The organism is Streptomyces sp. NPDC088124 (assembly GCF_040685895.1).
GTDB lineage: Bacteria > Actinomycetota > Actinomycetes > Streptomycetales > Streptomycetaceae > Streptomyces.
Genome location: NZ_JBFBJB010000012.1, coordinates 1 through 20,051, shown reverse-complemented (window position 1 = coordinate 20,051; position 20,051 = coordinate 1). Strand labels below are relative to the sequence as shown.

Below are 20,051 nucleotides of genomic sequence, written 5' to 3'. Positions count from 1 at the left end.
AGCACATTCTTTCCGACGCGTTGCCGCGGGCCGCCGCGGGGGCGCCAGGCCGAGGACAGGGGCAGCGGGACGTCGACGAGATCCTCGGCGCCGAACTCGGGCAGGGCGATCTCGCCGGCCGGCACCGCCTTGAGGAGGAAGCCCTCGCTGAAGTTCTGGTGGCCACCTGCCTCGACGCCGTCCACGTCCGTGACTCCAAGGTGCGGCAGGGTCCGCAGCTCGCCCTCGCACCGGAGGTCTGGAGCAGCTTCCTCTCGTACGCGACCCGGGGCCGGGCCTGACCCTCGGCGTAGCGGCGTACACGTACGAGCGCCCCGCCCCGGAGTTGACTGGTCCGGTGCGGGGCGCTCGTGGTGGTGTGCGTCAGAGGCGCTTGGCCGCTCGCAGCAGCGCCGCGTAGAAGCCGTTCCCGTCCAGGCGTGAGGTGCCGCCCTGGTCGCCGATGGTCGGGCCGTTGACCTCCTTGCGGCTGGAGACGAAGATCTGGTGGCCGTCGGTGTCGTTGCCCACGTACAGGCCCACGTGGTCCATCCTGTTGCCGGTCCGCTTGTCCATCTTGAAGAAGACCAGGTCGCCCGGCTGGAGCTTGCTGGTGGATTCCGGCCGGGTGTACCAGGGGGCGGGGCCGCCCAGCTTGTAGATGTCGACGCCGACGTCCGAGCGCGTCATGCCGTTGGCGGTGCGCGGCAGACCGTCGCCGACCTTGTCGCTGGACATCAGCGGGTAGCGGGCGCGGTAGCCGAAGACCGTCCTGATGAAGCCCGAGCAGTCCATCGCGCGGTAGCGCGCCTGCTGCGACTGCTTGGTGGTGCCGTCGCGGAAGGTGTACGGGATGCCGAGGTAGTCGTAGAAGTCGGACTGCTCCAGGCGGTTGCCGGGGGTGCTCTCGTCGACCGGCCCGAAGTTGGCGTCGCCCGCGTACGGGACTCCCTCGTCGTCCTTCTTGAGCGGCGCGCCCTCGATGTACTGGAAGGCGAACGCGAAGATGTCGTCCTCCTCGCTGCCGTAGTACTCCTTGAACCAGTCCTTGAACCACTTCTCCTTCTCGGCGCCCTCCGTCCACGCCTCCGGCATCAGCCGCACCCAGTTCTCCGTGACGACACGGGACTTGGTGTTGGTCGGCTCGTCGAAGGTACGGCTGGGGCCGGTGAGGGTGGCGGTGCGCGCGCCGTCGGTGAAGGTGGCGAGGATGTCGCCGTCCCCGCCGCGCAGCACCGAGCGCTCCGGACTCTTCAGCCGCTCCCAGGTCTGCTCGCCGGTCGCCTTGGACCCGTTCGCCAGCTTGCCCGGGGTGTCGGTGATCGCCTGGACGGCGGGCGCCTTCGCCTGCTCGTCCTTGCGGAGTTCTACGGTGAGGTAGGCGCTGCCGGCCAGCAGCGCGAGGACCGTCGCGGCGTGCAGGACCGGGCGGCCCCGCTTCTTGGACTTGGCACTCATGACGAATCGGCTCCCGTGGGTGGGCTGGTCAGGCTGACGGCAGTGCGCCGAGCAGGATGCCGGCGGTGAGGACGACGTAGGCCGTGAGCGTGACCGTGCCGGTGGCGAGGATGGTCGCGCCCTTGGGCTGGCGTACGAGCTGGTACGCGATCAGGCCCGGGACGATGAAGCCGAGCGTCTGGTTGGCGTACATGAGGGGGAACTCCAGCGACAGCACGATCATCACGGTGCCCTGGAGGAGCACGCCGATCAGAACGACCGCGGAGAACAGGCGCTTCCCGTAGAGGATCACGAAGCGCTGGACGAGCAGCGTGCTGACGTACGTCAGTACGGTCACGCCGACGACCATGGCGGCGCGCTGGAGGTCCTCGACGAGGGTCAGGGCCAGCCAGCCCGGGGTGATCATGCCACCGGGGGAGAGGTTGGTGGTGAGGTAGCAGATCAGGGAGAACATCAGGCCCAGACCGATGCCGATCGCGGCGATCTCGGGGGTGAGGACTGCGGGGATCAACGGAGCTCTCCTGGGTTCTGCCGCGGGGTCTGGTGGGGCGAGGGGTGCTCCGGGTGCTCCGGGTACTCGCCGTCGGGGTAGTGGTGCTGCGCCTGCTGCTGCCGGCCGTGCGGGTCCTGGTAGCCCTGGCCCTGCCCTTGGGCCTGGCCTTGGGCTTCGTTCTGGCCCTGGACCGGCATCTGGACCGGTTCGAACGCGCCGCGCGGGCGCGGCACTTCGGTGGCGGGGCGCTGCTGGTAGCGCTGCTCGTACGCCTCGGGATAGGGGCGGAACGGGTCGAGGCGCGGGGCGTAGCGGGGCAGTGCCAGGGTCTCGTCGTGGCGGGGGTGCGCGGCGGGCCCCGGGGTCTCCTGCCCGGCCGGCTGCCCGCTCTGCCGTACGTCGGCGGGCGCCGGCGGGAGGGCGCGGAGCGCCGGGGCCGGGGAGGCAGCGGCGGCCCCGGGCGCGGACACGACCGGGATGGCCACGGTACCGGCCGCGTCGGGCGCCGGGTCGGGCGTGGCGGCGGGAGGCGTCCGTACCGTACCGGCGCCGCTCGCGCCGCCCGTGCCGCCGGACGACCCGCCGGGGGCTCCGGGGGGTCCGTTCTCATCCTCGGGGTCCGGCGTCTCGTCCGCCGGCAGTTCCGCGAGGTGCTCCAGCAGCAGTTCGCCCTGGCCGTGGATGTTGCCGATCGCGACCAGCGAGGACTCCTGCCCCAGCATCCCCAGCAGTTCGCGCATGAACTCCTCGGGATCGCGCTTGTCGCCGCCCAGGTCGACGGCGTGGGAGCGCCACTCGGCCGGGATCGCGTCGATGGCGCTCTTCGCGGGGTGGCCGATGACGAAGACCTTCTCCGGCTGGAGGTCGGGGATGATCTCGCCCATCTGGCCGTTGCGCTCGACGCGGTCGGGACGGCAGTTGATGACCACGTTGAGCGGGCGGGAGATCGCGCCCAGGTCGAGGAGCTGGTTGATGTTCATCAGCGTCGACTCGGGGTCGTTCGCCGCGAAGACGTTGGCGAACCGCAGCTTCTTGCCGTCCGGCGTGAGGTAGCGCTCGACGGAGAGGACACCCGGGTCCGGCGGCGCGTCGTACATGCCCTGGAGCGCGGTCTCGCGTTCGACGCCCATCAGCTCGGCGACCTTGAGCGCGATCGCCACGTTCTCCTTGAACGTGAACCAGCTGAAGCCGCGCAGCTCCTCGTCGGAGACGGTCTCGGGGTCCGCGTAGATGAGCCGGCAGTTACGGGCGTCCGCCTCCTCCTGGAGGATGTCGAAACGGTCCTTCTCCGCCGTGACGCAGATACCGTCCTCCGGCATGGAGCGCGACAGCGAGCGGGCCACGTCGTCCAGGGTGGGGCCCATCTCGGCGAGGTGGTCCTCACGTACGTTGCACAGCACGCCGATCGTGGAGCGGATCAGCTTGGACTGGTTGATCTCCTGGAGCGCGGGCATCACGGCCATGCACTCGATCACCAGCGCGTCGGGGTTGTACGCGGCGGCCCGCCGCACGATCCCGATCTGCTCCACGACGTTGGCGATGCCGAACTTGCGGTAGACGGGTTCCTCGGTGGCGTCCGGGTGGATGAAGCGCGCCGCGGTGCCGGTGGTCTTGGCGACCGTGACGAGGTCGCCGCCGCGCAGCGCGCCCGCGCAGAGCCGGGTGATGGAGGACTTGCCGCGGATGCCGTTGACGAGCACCCGGGTGGGGATCCGGTTCAGGTTGGTGAAGTGCCTGCGCTGTTCGACGAGTCCCGCGACCAGCAGGATCGTGCTGCAGATGAGCAGCACGAAGTAGAGGAAGAGCACGGTCGGTCAGTTCCTTCCGGCGAGGGCGGACGGCGCGCCATCGCGCTTGCGTTGCTCCTGGAGCTGCTGGCGCAGCAGTTCCAGGGAGCGGGCGATGGCGCCGACCTCGTCGTGGTGGCGCGGGTAGAGGACGGTACGGCGGTCGCCGTCGGCCAGCGTCTCGGCCTGCTTGGCCAGGTCGCGCAGCGGACGGACGACGATGATGTGCAGCCAGCCCAGGCAGCCGGCGGCGGCCGTGACACCGAGCAGTCCGGCGAGGACCGTACGGTTCTGCGCGCTGTACTCGGGGATGGCGAGTCCGGAGGCGGGCTGCCAGCTCACGACGGACCAGCGCAGCGCCTTCGCGACGCCGCCGCCCGCGAAGGGCGCGGCGGCGGCGATCTGGATGCCGTCGCCGCTGCGGTAGAGGACGCTGCTGGGCTTGGCGCTCAGGCCGACCTGCTGGTTGGTGCCCGCGACGAACGAGTCGAGCCGCTCGGACGGCAGCTTCTCGAAGGCCAGGTAGCCGGTGTTCGAGCCGAGGACGCGCCGCTCGGCGTCGACGATCCGCACCTGGCCGAGGCCGGGCCGCTTCAGGAGCGAGTTGAGGAAGTCGACGCGGAACTCGCCGACGACGACGGCGCCGTCGCGTCCCGGCAGCTCGGCGTAGCCGGCGATGCGCGGTTCCTTGCTGTCCGTGTCGAGGACGGTGATGGGGTCGGCGCCGGGCTTCTGCCCCTCGGGGTGCTTCGGCGCGTCGCCGGCCTTGGCGATGACCTCGCCGTCACCGGACAGGACGTACATCGACTGGTAGCGCGCGTGCTCCTCCATGGTCCGCTCCAGGACGGCGGACATGGCGTCGGGCTCGGTCCTGTCGCCGATGAGGGTGGCGACGGAGACGATGTCGGCGTGGCCCTCGTTGAGGGCGCGGCGCACCCGGTCGGCGAGGGTGTCGGTGCGCTCGCGCTGGTCGCTGACGATCTGCTGCGGTACGACGACGGAGTCCCCGGCGCGGTTGAGCAGCAGCATCATCGGGGCGGACCAGACGAGCAGCAGGATGCCGCCGGTGGCGAGCAGCGCGCGGGTGCCGACGCGGCGTCCGCGGCGGCGGCGCGGCGCCTTGCCGCCGGGGCCGTCGCCGTTCGGTGCCGTGGCGGGCGCGCCGTCGGCGGTGGCTTCCGGCGTCTCGCCGAGGAGCTGGCGGCGCAGCCGGTCCAGGGCGTGGCCGATCCGCCGCGTCTCGCCGAAGCGGGGCACGGTGACGGGCCGGGTGAGGTCGCCGCGGGAGAGGCGGCGGCTCTCCAGGAAGAGCCGGATCAGGGGACGCTGGACCGTACCGAGCAGCAGGGTCACGGCGAGCGCGCCGATGACGAGCAGCGCGGCGGCCGAGAGCAGGCCGAACAGCGGGCTGTTCACGCGGCTGGTGTTCTCGGGGACGGTGACGAGGGAGACGACGGAGAGTCCGAGGCCGGTGGCGTCGGTGGACTCGCCCGGCTCGGGCGCGGCCAGCGAGGCGTATCCGGCGATCGGGCGCTCACCACTGATGCGCTTTCCGGTCATCGTCCCGCTGACGCCGAGGAAGCCGCCGGAGCCGGGCTCCTTGGCCTTGAGGGGGTTCTCGGCGGCCTTCTCGGCGCTGCGCTTCGCGAAGGAGGCGAGCTGCTTCTTCGTCTGCTTGACCTCCTCCTCGACCGTGTCGGAGGGGATCTTCTCGGGGACCGGGATGCCGTCGCTGCTGAGGATCTGGCCGCCCGAGTCGACGACGGCGATCACCCGGAACTTGCCGAGGCTGACGCCGGGGAACTTCAGGCTGTTCGAGGTGACCAGGAGCTGCTGCGGCTGTCCCTCCCAGGAGAGCAGGGCGAAGGTGAGCAGCCGGGTCTCGCCGTTCTTGAGCCGGACCATGCGGGGCGCGAGGCCGCCGGGGTCGGCGAGCTTGTCCCGGTCGACCGCGAGCAGCGGTACGTTCTCGCCGCGCGCGGCGAGCAGCTTGCCGGACTTGATCTCGACGACGGCCGAGCCGCGCCACTTCTGGTAGACGCTGCCGAGCTTGTCGAGGACGGTGTCGGCCGAGACCGGGTCGCCCGCGTTGAAGAGGGCGGCCGTCCGGTTGAGGTCGGTGATCGACTCGTCCAGCGAGGCGCGCAGCGCGATGGCGCCGTCCTCGGCGAAGTGCTGCTGAGAGGTGAGTACGGCCTTGGGCAGCGGGTCCTTGATGGGGTTGCCGAGACCGAAGGCGGTGAGGGCGGCCAGCGCGAGCAGCAGGGCCGAGAGGGCCGCGATCGGTGGACGAATGCCGCCCAGTAGCGACATATCGGCCCGTTTGCGGACCTTGTGCCGCCGCTTCGCAGACGACGCGGCCATGCGGGTACCTCTCTCAGGACAGTGTGTGCGGGCACAACTGGCGGCGGCCACGCGCGGGCGCGGGGCCGTTCAGGCGGGGTGATGGGGGACGGACGGAGGCGTGAGAACACTGCCCCTGTCGCGATACGAGCCCCCGTCGCGATATGAGGACTGGTCAGGCTCTCGAATGGTTGTCCCAGGTTCGAACTAATTCATGTGTGATCTGTGTTACAGGTGGTGTGCGAGTGGGTAAAGCGCCTGGTTCGGGGCATACGGCGGGCGCGCGGCGCACGGGCTTACCGGCGGACGCGCTGACGCGCTCACCGGCGCACGGGCTCAGGACCCGCAGACTCACGACCCACGGGCTCACGGCCCACGGGCTCACGGCCCACAGACTCACGACCTACGGACCCATGGGCTCACGGGCACCTGACCCGGACCACAACGTCCACTCGGGTCGCCCGGACCGCACACGTCCGCTCAGGTTGCCCGGACCACATGTCCACTCGGGGTGGGCCCGGACCACACAGTTCACTCAGAGTTTGCCCGGGGGCGCCTGGTAATTCAGGGCAGGGCCGGGCCCAGGACCGGGCCCGGGGCGTTCGGCGGCGCGGGCAGGCGGGACGCCGGATCATTCGGGCAGGGCCTGGAGGGGCGTCAGCCCGTCCTTCTCCGCGCCACGGTTCAGCATCGTCCCCTGGGTACGGTCGAAGGCCAGCCGATAGCGGGCGAGCTGCTCCGTGGTGTACTTCTTCCCGTCGGCGCCCTTGCCGTCCTTGATCGCCTGCACCGGGTTGAGCAGCCGGAAGTCCGTGACCGCCCCCGGCGGCAGGGAGTCCGGGTCCTCGTGGTCCTCCGGGGCGGGCGGGGTGTCCACGTACGTCGGCAGGTACTGCGGCCGTACGTCCCACTTGCCGGCCCGCTCGGTGAAGGTGAACCAGCCGATGACGCCCTCCTCGGACACACCGCTGGGCACCTCGTGCCGGGCGACCTGATTGCCCAGACCGTAGGCGAACCAGGTGCCGCCGACCTTCTCCATCGGCTGCACGACATGGGCGTGGTGCCCGATCACCAGGTTGATGCCGGTCTTCTCGGCGATGCGCCGGGCGAGCTTCATCTGCGCGGTGCTGGGCTCCTGCTGGTACTCGCGTCCCCAGTGGATGCTCAGGATGACGACATCCGCGCCCGCCTTGCGCGCCGCGCGCTCGGCTGCGGCGATCGCCTTGAAGGAGGTCTTGTTGACCAGCCAGGGCTTGTCCGCGGGCACCTCGTGCTTGACGAAGCCGAAGGCGAAGGAGATCTGCGCCACCTTCACGCCCTTGACGTCCACGATCAGCGGCGTCTCGGCCTCTTCCTGCGTCCGGGCGGAGCCGGTGTGCTTCAGGCCGGCCGCGTCGAGCGCGTCGAGCGTGCGCTTCACGCCCTCGGGGCCGTGGTCGATCGAGTGGTTCGACGCCGACGAGCAGGTGTCGTACCCGATCTTCTTGAGCGTGGTGGTGATCTCCGGCGGGACCTGGAAGTTCGGGAAGCCCTCGTACGGGCCGCCCTTCTTGGCGATCACCGGCTCCATGTGGCAGATCGCCAGATCCGCCTTGCTGATCACCGGCTGCACGCCCGCCATCAGCGGGCCGAAGTCCAGCGCCTCGCCGTTGCCGCCCGGCGCCTTCGCGTCCTTGGCGGCCTGGTCGATCAGGGGCGGGTGGATCAGTACGTCGCCGGCCGCGGCCACCGTGAACGAACGGCCCTCGCCCTTCGCCCCGTCGCTCCCGCCCGATCCGCCGTCGTCGCCCGCGCCGAGTGCGGAACACCCGGCGACGGCGGTGGCGAGGGCGAGGACCGCGGCGGCACGGAGGGTGGTGCGCGCCGCCGTACGCAGGGCCGTGCGGGGCACTGCGCGGGACAGGGGGAGGGATCTCTTCACACCGGTATTTTGACCCGCATATGACACGATCTCCGACCGTGAAGATAACAATCATGGCAAGCCTGCTGGCCGGAGCCTTGATCGCGGTGATTGTGGTGATCGTCACCCCGATCCTGGGCCGGTCCTCCGACGGGTCCGGCCCGCCCCGCTCCGGGTCCGGCGACGAGGGCCGGATCACCGAGGTCGACCTGGAGCGACGCATCGCCGACTTCACCACCGGGAAGGTCGTGGACGCCCGCTACCTGCCGCCGGACCGCGCCCAGCGCGACACCCTCGCCGAGGGGGTGGCGCTGTACGTGGACGGCAAGCACGAGGAGGCCGAACGCAGACTCGCGGAGGTCGACTTCGGCGTACGGATCCTGCGCGACATCGAGGCCCCGGCCGACCGGCCCGGCCGCCGGTACGCGGAGATCGCGGACCGGGCGTCCGAGAACATGCGCGGCTGGGGGCGGGTGTACGTGGCGCTCGACGATCCGGTCCGCTTCTCCGTGCAGGTGCCGCACCCCGTCGCGGACGCGTACAGCGACCGCCTCGGCGTCGGCATACTGCGCGGGGCGCCCGGCGGGGTACTGGTGATCGCCGGGACGCACCGCAAGGCGGGGGAGGGCCGGGCCGCCGATGTGGCGCACCGCCGCGACACGGTCTTCCACGCCGTCTGCGCCGAGCTGGTCGCCCGCCGGATGCCCGGGATCCAGGTGCACGGATTCGCCGACAGCAGCGTCCCGGAGCATGACCTGGTCGTCTCCACGGGCGCGGGCGAGGCGGCCCGCCCGCAGGCCGTCACCCTGGCGCGCGCCCTGGTCGACGACGGCTTCCGGGTCTGCCGCGCCTGGTCGGAGAAGTGCCCGCTGGCGGGCCGTACGAACAAGCAGGGCGTCCTCGCGGCCGAGGAGGACGTACCGTTTCTCCACATCGAGGCCAACCGCACGGTCCGCACGGACCCGGACCGCCTGCGCGGCGCGGTCGACGCCATGGCGGCGGCGGTACGGGATCGGCGGTAGGCGGTCCCGGTCCAGTACGCGGCCACCTGGGGCCCGATGTGCGGACCGGGCCGGGCTCGTGAGCCTGACCTCGGGGCAAGGTCAACTCGGGGAGCGGGAGAATTGGCAGACCAATCGTGTTCTTCTGCTGCCGGAGTGCGGTGCGATCCCCCATAGTGAGGCGACATGAGGTGTGAACGGTGCGGGAGTGGCCACGAAGTCTGGCTGCCGGGCATGCAATGCCCCGTATGCGGCGCGGGCACCGAGGAGATGCGGGGCGAGGCGGGCGGGCCGCGGGCGCCGGGTGCGCCCGGTGTGCCGGGCGGGCCGGGGGAGTTGCCTACGTACGGGACCCCCGTGGCGGACGAGGACCTCTGGGTGTCCAGAACGATGATGCCGGGGAGTTCCCCGGACGACGAGGGACCGCTCCGCCCCTTCTCCCCGCCCGGTTCTTCCAGCTCCTCCTCCCGTTCCTCCCGTTCCTCTCGCTCTTCCCGTTCCTCTCGTTCCTCCGCGTCGAACGCCAACGCCAACTCCGCCTCCGCCGACGGCACTCCGGCCTCGCGCAAGCGCCTGCTGACCACCGTCGCGGTGGTGGCGCTCGGCTGCCTGGGCGTGACGGTCGCCGTGGTCGCGGGCACGGGCGGCGGTGACGGAGGCGGCGCCACCGGCGCCGGACAGCCGTCGCGGATCGGCTCCCCCGAACTGCCGGGGCTGGGCGGGGAGGTCACCCCGAGCACGATCCCCGGCAACGCCGGCGGAGGCGGCGGCGACAACGAGGGGGAGGGTGACGCCGGTCAGGCGGGCGGCGTGGCCCCCGGCCCCGGAGCCTCCGCGACCACGGACCCGCCCGCCGCCGCCCCGCCACCGGAGGACGGACCGGGGGCGGGGGAGTGGGCGGGCCCCGGCTGCACGACCGGCACGTACCGCGAGCACGGCCGCTTCGAGAACGGCAAGGCCGCCTGGTACACCGTCCACTCCGGTGGCTACAAGGGCAGTTCGTGCGACGGGCGGTTCTCCGCCGTCCCGATGTCGGGCAGCCCGAAGGTGGACGGGAAGTCCTCCGCCGTCTGGTCCTGGAAGCTTGACGCGTCGTACGAGAAGTGCGCCCTCGCCGTCTACGTACCGGACAGCGGGCACGACCCCGACGTCGCGGGTGATCCCACCGTCTACCAGGTGCTCGCCGATCCGGCGGACCGCGCCTCCGGCTTCGCGACCTTCGGAGTACGCCAGGTCGCGCACCGCGGCAGCCTGGTCCAGGTGGGCAGTTACCCGGTCAAGGGGAAGACGTTCGCCGTACGGCTGGTCGACCGGGGCCAGGACTGGGGCAGCGAGGAGCGGTTCGGAGCGCACCACGCCGCGGCGCAGATGCGGGTCAAGTGCGCGTAGGTCGCGCGTAGGCGACGGGCCGGGCCCGGCATCGGCCGGCCCGTCGCCGGCCGGTCGTCGGCCCGTTGTGCTCGGCCCGTTGTGCAGGGCGCGGGCGCGCGTCGGCCGGACGCGCGTCGGCCCGTTGTGCAGGGCGCGGGCGCGCGTCGGCCGGACGCGCGTCGGCCCGTTGTGCGCCGGCGCGCGAGTAACACCCGTACCCGCGTTCTTAATTGACTTTATGTCAAAAAAGCGGCCCTGCCCCCGATCGCCTTGTTTCCCGTGAGTCACTTGTGGAAAGGTGCACTCACTCGTGCACGGTCAATGGCCGCCCTCGCTCCGCCGCTCGAATTCCGGGCCGCCGACCGCGCAGGTTCGCAGCGCCATACCGGCAGGTATGTACCAATCGAGGGTCTGCTTTCTCAGGCCGGAACTTCTGCGTGTGACATTGCGCCTTGGAAGGAAGTATCTCTGTGCACACCCCTCACCCCCCACGCCCGGCCTATCCTCCCCGTTCCGCCGGCGGTCCTGGTGAGTACGGCGGTCCTGGTGAGCACTCCGGCCCCGCCGGGTCCGTAGGCCCCGGGGAATCCGACGCGCGCCTGCTCACCGCCGCGCGGGCGAGGGCGGGCACGGGGGACACGTACCCCGTGGCGCTGCTGATGGCGCGGCACTGGGAGGCGGTCCACGACTACGCGGCCGTCTGTCTCGCCTCGCCGGAGAAGAGCGCGTCGGTGGTCGCCGCCGCGACCTTCCACCAAGTGCTCGAAGCGCTCCGCAGGGTCGAGCCCTCCGCCGCGATCAGGCCCCAACTCCTCGTGACCGTACGGGAGATGGTCGGGGTGTGGTCGTCCGTGGAGCCCATCACGGAGCTGCTGCCCGAACTGCGCAGACCGGCGGTGCGGCGCGGGGCGCGGGTGGCGAGGTCGAGGGACACCGACCACCGGAAGCTCGCCCTCCGCTCTTTTCGGGCGATGTCGGGAACCGCGCAGTGCCTGCTCTGGCACACCGAGGTGGAGGCCGAACCCATATCCGTGCCGGCGGCATTGCTGGCGCTCGACACCGATACCGCGCATATCGAACTGGAACAGGCGCGCGAGGAATTCCGGCGAGGATGTCTCCGAGCGCACATCGAAATCGCCCCGAAGTCGGAATGCCGGTATTACAACCGTCTGCTCGACGTGCCGATTCGCCGTGGCGGTTCCCTCCTCCCCGACGTACGGGACCATCTCGCCGAGTGCGCGCACTGCCGGGACGCCGCCGACCAACTGGCCCATTTCAACGGCAAGCTGGGCGTCCTGCTCGCGGAGGCCGTACTGGGCTGGGGCGCCCGCCGCTATCTCGACCTGAGGGCCGGTGCCCGGGTGCCGGAATCCGGGGTCCGGGGCACCGCGCGACCGGTGGGCCGCCACTCGGCGCCCGGGCGGCAGCGGCTCCTGCAGGCGTTCACCGTGCTCGACCGGGTGTCGTCCCTGGCGCCGGTGCCCTCGCGCGTGTTCTTCGCCGGCCTGGGGGCCGGCTCGGCGGTCCTGCTCGCGACCGTCCTGGCGGTCAGCCTGTGGCCCGCGCGGCACGCCTCCGACGACTACGGCTCCGCCGCGTCCAGCAGCGCCTCCGCCCCGTACCCCTCGCCCTCGGGCTCCACCGGGGCCAACGGCGGCGGGGTCCCGCCCGACCCCTCCGGCATGGCCACGGGCCCGCAGGACATCCGGCTGCGCAACGCCGCCACCGGCCTGTGCCTCGACATCCGCGACGCGCGGCCCCAGCGGGGCGCCGAGGCGACGACGGCGGCCTGCTCCCCGGCCGGCACCCAGCGCTGGTCGTACGAGGACGACGGCCTCCTGCGCAGCGCGGCCAAGCCCGAGCTGTGCCTCAACTCCCGTGGCGTCGACGGCATCGCCGTCCTCGACCGCTGCGCCGTCCGCCCGGCGCGCGGCGCCGACGTACGGTACGACCTGACGGTGCAGGGCACCCTGATCCCCCGCTGGCAGGACAACCTGGCGGTGACCCCGGTGTCCGGGGACCCGGGCGCCGATGTGGTGGTCCGCCCCCGCGACGGCTCCCCGGAGCAGCGCTGGCTGACCGACCGCGTCACGACGGCCGCGGGCTCCCGCCCCATCACCGGCGGGACACCCCCGGCCTCCCCGCCCTCTCCGGCCTCGCCACCTGCCACGGATCCGCCCGAGTCGGCCCCGCTGCCCAACCAGCACGACCCGCTCCAGGACGTCGTGGAGAGCACGCGGCGCGCCCTCGTCCGGTAGCGGGGGCGCGCGGGCTCGGTATCCACACCGGGGATCACACCGGGGATCACCGTGATTCAGCGCGTCGCACGGGGGAGCGGGGCCATGTGGTCGGTGAACCAGTCACGGGCCAGCTCGGTGACCTTCTCCAGGGCGCCGGGTTCCTCGAAGAGGTGGGTCGCGCCGGGGACGACCGCGAGCCGGCTCGGGCAGCGCAGCCGGGCCTGTGCGGCGCGGTTGAGGCCGAGCACCAGCTCGTCGTTGCCCCCGACGATCAGCAGCGTGGGTGCCGTCACGGCCGGCAGCCGTGGTCGGGCCAGGTCGGGCCTGCCTCCCCTGGAGACGACCGCGGCGATCCGCGCTCCGGGCTCGGCCGCCGCCCACAGCGCGGCGGCGGCACCGGTGCTCGCGCCGAAGTAGCCGACGGCCAGCCCCCGGGTCTCCGGCCGGCCGCCCAGCCAGCGGGTCGTGTCCGCCAGCCGCCGGGCCAGCAGAGCTGTGTCGAACACGTTGGCCCGGTCCGCGCCCTCCTCCTCGGTGAGCAGGTCGAACAGGAGCGTGCCGAGCCCGGCCCGGTTCAGCCCGCGCGCGACGAATTGGTTGCGCGGGCTGCGTCGGCTGCTGCCGCTGCCGTGCGCGAACAGCACCACCCCGGCGGCGCCCTCGGGCACCGTCAGCCGGCCGTGCAGCACGGTCGCGCCGGCCCGTACCTCCACCTCGGAGTCCTCCTCCGGCACCGAGTGGTGCGGCCCGGTCCCGCGGACGCCCCGCGTGCGGGCCACGGCTTCCTCCAGGCAGGCGACGACCTCGTCGTCACCGGTCTGGGCGAAGTCGGCGTAGAACTGCCCGATCGCGTGGAAGCCCCACGGGGCGTGCGGGCACACCAGCTCGTCGGCGTCACCGCCGAGCCGCGCGGTCCAGTCGTGCGGTGCCACCGGGACGCCGAGCACGATCCGCGCCGCTCCCCGGGCACGGGCGATCCGGCAGGCCGCACGCGCCGTCGATCCCGTCGCCACCCCGTCGTCGACCACCAGCACCGTACGGCCCTCCGTACCGGCCGGCTCCCGCTCTCCCCGGTAGCGCCGGGCGCGGCTCTCCAGTACGTCCCGCTCCTGGGCCTCGACCCGGGCCAGCTCGGCCGGCGTGACACGCGCCGCGCGCACCACGTCGTCGTTGATCACCCGCACGCCGCCCTCCCCGATCGCTCCCATCCCCAGCTCCGGCTGGAACGGCACACCCAGCTTGCGCACGAGGCAGACGTCCAGCGGCGCGTCCAGCGCCCGCGCGACCTCCGCGGCGACCGGCACCCCTCCCCGGGGCAGCCCCAGCACCACCACGTCGGTCCCTTTCAGATGCCCCAGCCGGGCGGCGAGCTGCCGGCCGGCGTCACGACGATCCCTGAAGAACACGACACGACCTCCTCCTCACTCCCAGTACACCCTTGGGCCCACGGTTTCGCGCGCCGAAGGGCTCGGCCCGGCCCGGCCCGGACGTCCTCGGCGGCCGCGGTGCCGCCCGGCACACCCTCGACATGCAGGTCGGGCACATCGGTTCCTACGCTGGGACATGTGGTCCCGCCCAACTAAGAGGTCGAGGCGCTCCTCCAGGAGTACGCGGATCTCATCGCCATCACCGGAGGCGAGGCGTTCAAGGCGCGCGCCTACGAGAAGGCCGCCCGCGCGATCGGCGGCCATCCCACCGATGTCTCCCACCTCGACGTCGCGGCTCTGAAGGAGATCCCGGGGGTGGGCACGTCCATCGCCGAGAAGGTCGTCGAGTACCTCCGCACCGGCAAGGTCACCGTGGTCGAGGAGCGACGGGCCAGGATTCCCGCAGGGGTACGGCAACTCGTCTCCATCCCCACCCTCGGCCCCAAGCGGGCGATGACACTCCACGAGGTTCTGCACATCTCCTCGGTGGACGAGCTGGCCGACGCCATCGAGGCGGAGAAGCTGCGCGACCTGAAAGGCTTCGGGGAGAAGACCGAGGAGAACATCCTGCACGGCATCGCCCTCCTGCGGCAGGCGGGAGAGCGGATTCTGTCGAGCACGGCCCTGGAATCCGCCGAGGACATCGTCGCGGAACTCTCCCGGGTCACCGGCTGCGAGAAGTGCGCGTACGCCGGTTCGCTGCGCCGCGGGAAGGAGACCGTCGGTGACATCGACGTCCTGGTCGCCGCCGACCGGGCGGCCCCCTTCATGGACGCCCTCACCGAACTGCCGTCCACCGCCGAGGTCATCGCCCACGGCGCGAAGAAGACCTCCATCCGTACCGACCAGGGCGTCCAGGTCGACCTGCGCGTGGTGCGACCGGACGCGTGGGGCGCCGGCCTGCAGTACTTCACCGGCTCCAAGGCGCACAACATCCGCACCCGCACGATCGCCGTCCGCCTGGGGCTGAAGCTCTCCGAGTACGGCCTGTTCGAAACCGAGGGCGGCAAGCGGGTCGCCTCCCGTTCCGAGGACGAGGTGTACGCCAGGCTCGGCCTGCCGTGGATCCCGCCCACGCTGCGCGAGGACCGCGGGGAGATCGAGGCGGGGCTGCGCGGCGAGCTGCCCGCGGTGGTCACCGACCAGGACATCCGCGGCGACCTGCACACCCACACCGACCTCACCGACGGCCTCGCCACGCTGGAGGAGATGGTGGCGGCGGCCGCCGGGCGCGGATACGCGTACTACGCGATCACCGACCACGCACCGGACCTGTCCATGCAGCGCATGACCGACGAGAAGATCCTCGCGCAGCGCGAGAGCGTGCGCGCACTGGACGGCAGGCACCACCGGATGCGGCTGCTGCACGGCACCGAGCTCAACATCGGCCCGGAGGGGGAGGTCGACTGGCCCGACGAGTTCCTCCGGGGCTTCGACATCTGCGTGGCCTCGGTGCACTCGCACTTCAACGCGGGCCGCGAGGCGATGACCCGGCGCCTCGTCCGGGCCTGCGAAAACCCCCACGTCAACGTCATCGGCCACCCCACCACCCGTCTGATCGGCAGGCGGCCGGGCATCGACGCCGACTGGGACGAGGTGTTCGCCGCCTGCGCCCGCACCGGCACCGCCCTGGAGATCAACGCCCAGCCCGACCGCCTCGACCTGGGCGACGAGGACATCCTCCGCGCCAGGAGTCACGGGGCGAAGTTCAGCATCGCCACCGACGCCCACTCGATCCCCCAACTCGCCTGCCTGCGCTACGGAACCGGCACGGCGCAACGCGGATGGTGCACCCCGGACGATGTGATCAACACGTGGCCACTGCGGCGACTGCGCCGGTTCCTGCGCAAGGACGGGGCGGCCCGAGCGGACTGATGCCGCCGCGCGACGGTTTTCCCCCCGTGCCATGGTGGAAGCTGCCGACGACAGGTTGGCGCGGGGAGAACGGCGCCCGACTGTCGCGGGAATCACCGGGTGGGCGTTCCTGGCGGAGGCGGACGGCATCCGGCATGCCGGACCGGCGGTGGGACTGACCGGCATCAGCCCGTCCACCACCGGCGGCGGGGCCGGAAGCAGTCTGTTCACCCGCGCGAACGGCTGGCGGAGCCTCCCGGCGCTACGAACTGGCCTTGGGCCGTGCGCATCAGGCCCGGAAGGTCTGCGAGGCCGAACATGGCCATGCCCAGCACACGTACGAGCGGCGCAAGGAGAGCTGATGAATCACAGTACGTGGAGGACGCGCCGGGCCCGGCAGCTTGCGGGGGAGGCGGTGGAGTACGACCAGGAGTACGTCGATGCACGGCTGGCCGGCGATGTCGGGCAGGCGGTCTACAACGTCGGATCGAGCTCGGCCTGTCCCAGGTGGAGCTGGCAGAGCGGGCTGGGATGACTCAGCCTCAGGTCTCTCGGATGGAGGGCGGTGACACCGTGCCGACTCTCCCCCTGCTGCGGCGCTTGGCCAAGGCGCTGGAGGGCACGCTGAACCTGACCATCGACGAAGGCGACTCGCAGGTCACCTTCACCCCGCACGCCGCCTGAGCATCTGGGGGCGTCGGCCATGAATCCCGAAGGGCACCTATGAAAGTCCGTAGGTGCCCTTCTGCTGTGCCCTCGGCAGGATTCGAACCTGCGATACCCGCTTTGAGGAGTTCGATCCATGAGCCGTGCGGGCTGCTTGGGAGCGTGCTCGCCGGGCGAATCGGGATCCAGTTTTGGACGCCGGGATCCGTCGTTGTCTGGCGGTGTTGATGTCAGCTGGTGATGTCAGTCGGTGGGGTGTTCGTCGGGCAGAGGAGCACGGACGAACTCGGTACACCGCTCGTCACAGGCTCCCATGTCATGGAAGTTCCGACGTGCCTCCGTGAGACTCAGCCGACCGTTCGGACCGCCTCGGACCCGGTCCGCATCGTGGTCGTCGTGCCCGTCATCCTCCCAGAAGCACACGGGGCAGATCTCGTAGCTTCCGCGCTCATCGAGCGTCAGGAAGCCACAGCAGGGACAGCGGCACGGGCCATCCACGCCTTTCCGCCGGATGTCGACGAAGGGGCCGACCATCACGGCATCCTGCCTCGCTGTGCCGCTGATCGCGACCCAATAGAAGGAAAGAGCTGCCCAGCCGTTGAGCCATCAGTTTGGGAAGCTGAGGCCATCTGGAGGTCGATGGGGGAGGTCCCGAGTTGAGCTCCGCAAGGGGGGATCTGGGCGCCGAAGTTCTGGAGTACCTCAACTCTGCTTCACTGATCGGCACCTGCGCCGGTATCCGAAGCACCGTCTCTGAGCGGGGGCGGTCGGCAACTGTCGTCGTCTGTAGTCTTCGGCCGCCCTCGGACGGCCCACAGGCGGCCCCAGGGATAAGCCCGGGCTTGGACAGCATCACGCCAGGCGCGACGGGCAACGAGGCATCTCATCCGCTCAGTTCGTCCGGCAGCTTCGTGATGTGTACAGCCGTAGGAGTGATCAAAAGATGAATGACGTTACGCTCCGGTGCCTTTCGTGCATGTTTCTCCAGGTATCTGCCCGATCCGGGGCGCAGTAGCGGAGGAGAAACATATGAGGACCGTCCAGAAGATGGCAGGGGTGGCCGTAGCCACCTGCGGAATCCTTCTCGCCGGCATCGGCGGGGCAAGCGCTGCCCCCGGTGACGGGGGGGACAACATCCCCGTGCTCAGCGAAATCAAGACGCTCGACTGGGATGACTCGCCCTTCTGTGGAATTCAGGTCAAGACCAAGGAAAGCGAGCAGGAGACGTCCTGTTCGGTAGTGCACAACGAGGGCAGCTCCAACAGCCCGGTCTACGTCGTCACCCTCGGGGGTTGATCTTTCGTAGCGGTCCGGCGGTCCGGCGGTTCGCCCGTCGGGCCGTTTGGCTTGTCGGTGCGTTGGCAGGCAGGTGAGTGATCCGGCTGTTGTGTCGGGTGGGCTCCCAGGGCTTCGGCGTGGTTCGGCCTCGCTGTAGTGGATGTCAAAGGCCCCGGACCATGATCGGTCCGGGGCCTTTTGGCTGGTGCCCTCGGCAGGATTCGAACCTGCGACACCCGCTTTAGGAGCGGGATCGGATCTCTGACGGGTGGTGCTTGGTTATGCCGGGTGGTGCTCTTCTGCCTGATCAGCGCCGCGCGGCACGGCCGGCCCATCCGGCTCAGGACGGTTCTTGTTGCGCAGTCCGCTCACGCGCCGCTCACGCATCCGGCGACCGTGGGCGTCCAATGGCGGACCATGCTGGGGCACGGAAGGTTGATCTTCTCCCGTGGGTGCACCCGGGTGAGCGGCATCTTCCCGAGTCCATTCTGTGACTAACTCTAACGTTGCTAACGGTGATGTTAGTATCTGTGCCGTTAGTGGTACTGGGGAGGTGGCGGCATGGCAGATTTCGTGGGCAGGCGGCACGAGCTCGAGACGCTGGATCGCGAGCTGGGCAAGGTGACGGCCGGGGTCGGTGGGGAGCGGCCCGGGCGGTGCGTGATGCTTCGGGGGCGCCGCCGGGTGGGTAAGTCGCGGTTGGTGGAGCGGTTCGCCGAGAGGTCCGGTGCGCCGTTCCTGTTCTATGCCGCCACGGGGGCGTCGCCCGGTGCGGACCTGGAGCGGCTCAGCCAGGATGCGTGGTCGTCCAGCCTTCCGCTGGCGAATCTGCTGTCCGCGGCCCGCCCGGCGAGTTGGGATGCCGCCTTCGACGTACTGGCGGCGGCACTGCCGCACGACCGGGCGAGCGTGGTGGTCATGGACGAGGTGCCCTATTTGATGGATGCGGAGGGCGCCTTCGAGGGCATGCTTCAGCGGGCCTGGGACCGAGTGCTGGAGAAGAAGCCGGTTCTGCTCATTCTGATCGGCTCCGACCTGTCGATGATGGAGGTGCTGAACAGCTATGGACGCCCGTTCCACCAGCGCGGACGGGAGATGGTGCTGGGTCCGCTCAACCCGGCGGAGGTGGGCGAGATGCTCGGCCTCGATCCCGCCTCGGCCTTCGATGCGGCTTTGATCACCGGTGGACTGCCTCTGATCTGTGCAGAGTGGACGCACGGCGCCGGGATGTGGGAGTTCCTGAAGGCGGCACTCAGTGATCCGGTCTCGGCCTTGCTGGTGTCGGCGGAGCGCTCGCTCGCCGCGGAGTTCCCCCAGCAGGTCCAGGCCCGCACCGTCCTCTCGGCGATCGGCAGCGGTGAGCGGACGTTCTCCAATATTGCCCGCGCCGCCGGCGGGATCGGGGCGACTCCGCTACAGCGGTCGCTGGGGATCCTTGCGGACAAGCGGGTGATCGCGGCGGAGCTCCCCGTGTCCACACGGCCTTCGAAGGACCGTCGCTACCGGGTTGCGGACCCCTATCTCCGCTTCTGGCTGAAGCACCTGGGTCCGGCGATGGAAGAGATCGAGCGGGGCCGGGGTGACCTGACTCTGCGGCGCGTCCGTGAGAACTGGACCAGCTGGCGTGGCAGGGCCATTGAGCCTCTGGTGCGCGAGGCACTGGCACGGCTGTTGCCCGACGCGAACATCCCCGCCGCCCCCGCCATCGGCGGTTACTGGACCCGTACCAACGATGTGGAGATCGACGTCGTGGGAGCGGACCGCGCGCCGATCGCCAAGGAGCTGTTGTTCGTCGGCTCGGTGAAGTGGCTGGAGAATTCCCCGTTCGACCGGCACGATCTCGCGGCGCTGCACCGACACCGCGCCGCGCTCACCCCTGCTCCCGTGCCGGTGATCGCTGTCTCGCGCAGCGGTACCGACTGCGCGGGACTCGACGCCGAGTACGGCCCAGCGGAACTCCTCGCGGCCTGGTCCTCCTGAGCACGCCGGAGTGGGCGGTCGCAGTGCTGGTCGGCACCAGGCACTCATTGATCCGGCGCGCGCCCCCATTGTGCGCTCGGCGCGCCAAGTGGACCCGGCGGCACTCTGCCCTGGCGCTCTGGCAACTGCTTCTCTGGAACAGCTGATTCAGACCGACCGGCGAATGGGGGGCGGCGTCGCGGGGCTGGGGCACGCACCTCGCGGCGTTGTCGTCACTCACCATGGCTCCGCCATGCCTCGATCCTCCGCCTTGCGATGCACGCACCCCAGCCCC

13 protein-coding genes and 2 pseudogenes are annotated in these 20,051 nt (G+C 70.9%); 8 read left to right on the top strand and 7 right to left on the bottom strand.

What is annotated here, in order from left to right; all coding sequences use genetic code 11:
• The first annotated feature begins 20 nt into the window (after positions 1-20).
• A complete protein-coding gene (locus tag AB0P17_RS11925) occupies positions 21-281 on the top strand; it encodes a DUF397 domain-containing protein (RefSeq protein WP_365809969.1) in 261 nt (86 codons plus the stop codon).
• Between the two features lie 82 nt (positions 282-363).
• Here AB0P17_RS11925 and AB0P17_RS11920 read toward each other — a convergent pair whose 3' ends face one another.
• The 5 genes from AB0P17_RS11920 to AB0P17_RS11900 all read right to left on the bottom strand — a co-directional run bounded on the left by AB0P17_RS11920 (position 364) and on the right by AB0P17_RS11900 (position 7,981).
• Positions 364-1,437 (bottom strand): NlpC/P60 family protein, encoded by a 1,074-nt coding sequence (locus tag AB0P17_RS11920; RefSeq protein ID WP_365809967.1) that lies wholly within the window; start codon positions 1,435-1,437, stop codon positions 364-366.
• Between the two features lie 28 nt (positions 1,438-1,465).
• On the bottom strand, positions 1,466-1,948 hold the full coding sequence (locus AB0P17_RS11915) for a poly-gamma-glutamate biosynthesis protein PgsC/CapC (protein WP_365809965.1): 483 nt from the start codon (positions 1,946-1,948) through the stop codon (positions 1,466-1,468).
• Positions 1,945-3,738 carry a poly-gamma-glutamate synthase PgsB gene (pgsB, locus tag AB0P17_RS11910; RefSeq protein WP_365809963.1) on the bottom strand — a complete coding sequence of 598 codons (1,794 nt, stop codon included), beginning with the start codon at positions 3,736-3,738 and terminating at the stop codon, positions 1,945-1,947. Before pgsB ends, AB0P17_RS11915 begins: the two co-directional genes overlap by 4 nt.
• A gap of 6 nt (positions 3,739-3,744) precedes the next feature.
• Positions 3,745-6,081, bottom strand: coding sequence for a HAMP domain-containing protein (locus tag AB0P17_RS11905; RefSeq protein WP_365809961.1), 2,337 nt, complete (start codon positions 6,079-6,081; stop codon positions 3,745-3,747).
• Positions 6,082-6,691: 610 nt separating this feature from the next.
• Positions 6,692-7,981 carry a CapA family protein gene (locus tag AB0P17_RS11900; RefSeq protein ID WP_365809960.1) on the bottom strand — a complete coding sequence of 430 codons (1,290 nt, stop codon included), beginning with the start codon at positions 7,979-7,981 and terminating at the stop codon, positions 6,692-6,694.
• Positions 7,982-8,034: 53 nt separating this feature from the next.
• Here AB0P17_RS11900 and AB0P17_RS11895 point away from each other — a divergent pair, with 53 nt between their 5' ends.
• The 3 genes from AB0P17_RS11895 to AB0P17_RS11885 all read left to right on the top strand — a co-directional run bounded on the left by AB0P17_RS11895 (position 8,035) and on the right by AB0P17_RS11885 (position 12,590).
• Complete coding sequence (locus tag AB0P17_RS11895; protein WP_365809958.1) at positions 8,035-8,982, top strand: hypothetical protein; 948 nt, start codon at positions 8,035-8,037, stop codon at positions 8,980-8,982.
• A 213-nt stretch (positions 8,983-9,195) separates the two neighbouring features.
• On the top strand, positions 9,196-10,350 hold the full coding sequence (locus AB0P17_RS11890) for an adhesin (protein ID WP_365809956.1): 1,155 nt from the start codon (positions 9,196-9,198) through the stop codon (positions 10,348-10,350).
• 452 nt (positions 10,351-10,802) lie between these two features.
• Complete coding sequence (locus AB0P17_RS11885; RefSeq protein ID WP_365809954.1) at positions 10,803-12,590, top strand: RICIN domain-containing protein; 1,788 nt, start codon at positions 10,803-10,805, stop codon at positions 12,588-12,590.
• A gap of 56 nt (positions 12,591-12,646) precedes the next feature.
• Here AB0P17_RS11885 and AB0P17_RS11880 read toward each other — a convergent pair whose 3' ends face one another.
• On the bottom strand, positions 12,647-13,978 hold the full coding sequence (locus tag AB0P17_RS11880; protein WP_365809952.1) for a phosphoribosyltransferase family protein: 1,332 nt from the start codon (positions 13,976-13,978) through the stop codon (positions 12,647-12,649).
• A gap of 159 nt (positions 13,979-14,137) precedes the next feature.
• Between AB0P17_RS11880 and polX the strand changes: the two are divergent.
• Both polX and AB0P17_RS11870 read left to right on the top strand, forming a co-directional pair.
• A pseudogene (gene polX, locus AB0P17_RS11875) lies at positions 14,138-15,874 on the top strand (DNA polymerase/3'-5' exonuclease PolX).
• 340 nt (positions 15,875-16,214) lie between these two features.
• Positions 16,215-16,537 (top strand): annotated as a pseudogene (locus AB0P17_RS11870) (helix-turn-helix transcriptional regulator).
• Between the two features lie 225 nt (positions 16,538-16,762).
• Here AB0P17_RS11870 and AB0P17_RS11865 read toward each other — a convergent pair.
• Positions 16,763-17,053: a CPCC family cysteine-rich protein gene (locus tag AB0P17_RS11865; RefSeq protein WP_365809950.1), complete on the bottom strand. Its 291-nt coding sequence runs from the start codon at positions 17,051-17,053 to the stop codon at positions 16,763-16,765.
• A 495-nt stretch (positions 17,054-17,548) separates the two neighbouring features.
• Between AB0P17_RS11865 and AB0P17_RS11860 the strand changes: the two genes are divergently transcribed.
• Positions 17,549-17,815, top strand: a complete 267-nt coding sequence (locus AB0P17_RS11860) for a hypothetical protein (protein WP_365809947.1) — start codon at positions 17,549-17,551, stop codon at positions 17,813-17,815.
• A 543-nt stretch (positions 17,816-18,358) separates the two neighbouring features.
• Positions 18,359-19,777 carry an ATP-binding protein gene (locus AB0P17_RS11855; RefSeq protein ID WP_365809945.1) on the top strand — a complete coding sequence of 473 codons (1,419 nt, stop codon included), beginning with the start codon at positions 18,359-18,361 and terminating at the stop codon, positions 19,775-19,777.
• Positions 19,778-20,051: the final 274 nt, after the last annotated feature.

Excerpts from the sequence above, each read along its gene's own strand:
- AB0P17_RS11920 (WP_365809967.1), bottom strand. The coding sequence starts at position 1,437 with ATGAGTGCCAAGTCCAAGAAGCGGGGCCGCCCGGTCCTGCACGCCGCG.
- AB0P17_RS11905 (WP_365809961.1), bottom strand. The coding sequence starts at position 6,081 with ATGGCCGCGTCGTCTGCGAAGCGGCGGCACAAGGTCCGCAAACGGGCC.
- AB0P17_RS11895 (WP_365809958.1), top strand. The coding sequence starts at position 8,035 with ATGGCAAGCCTGCTGGCCGGAGCCTTGATCGCGGTGATTGTGGTGATC.
- AB0P17_RS11890 (WP_365809956.1), top strand. The coding sequence starts at position 9,196 with ATGCAATGCCCCGTATGCGGCGCGGGCACCGAGGAGATGCGGGGCGAG.
- AB0P17_RS11865 (WP_365809950.1), bottom strand. The coding sequence starts at position 17,053 with ATGGTCGGCCCCTTCGTCGACATCCGGCGGAAAGGCGTGGATGGCCCG.
- AB0P17_RS11860 (WP_365809947.1), top strand. The coding sequence starts at position 17,549 with ATGAGGACCGTCCAGAAGATGGCAGGGGTGGCCGTAGCCACCTGCGGA.
- AB0P17_RS11855 (WP_365809945.1), top strand. The coding sequence starts at position 18,359 with ATGGCAGATTTCGTGGGCAGGCGGCACGAGCTCGAGACGCTGGATCGC.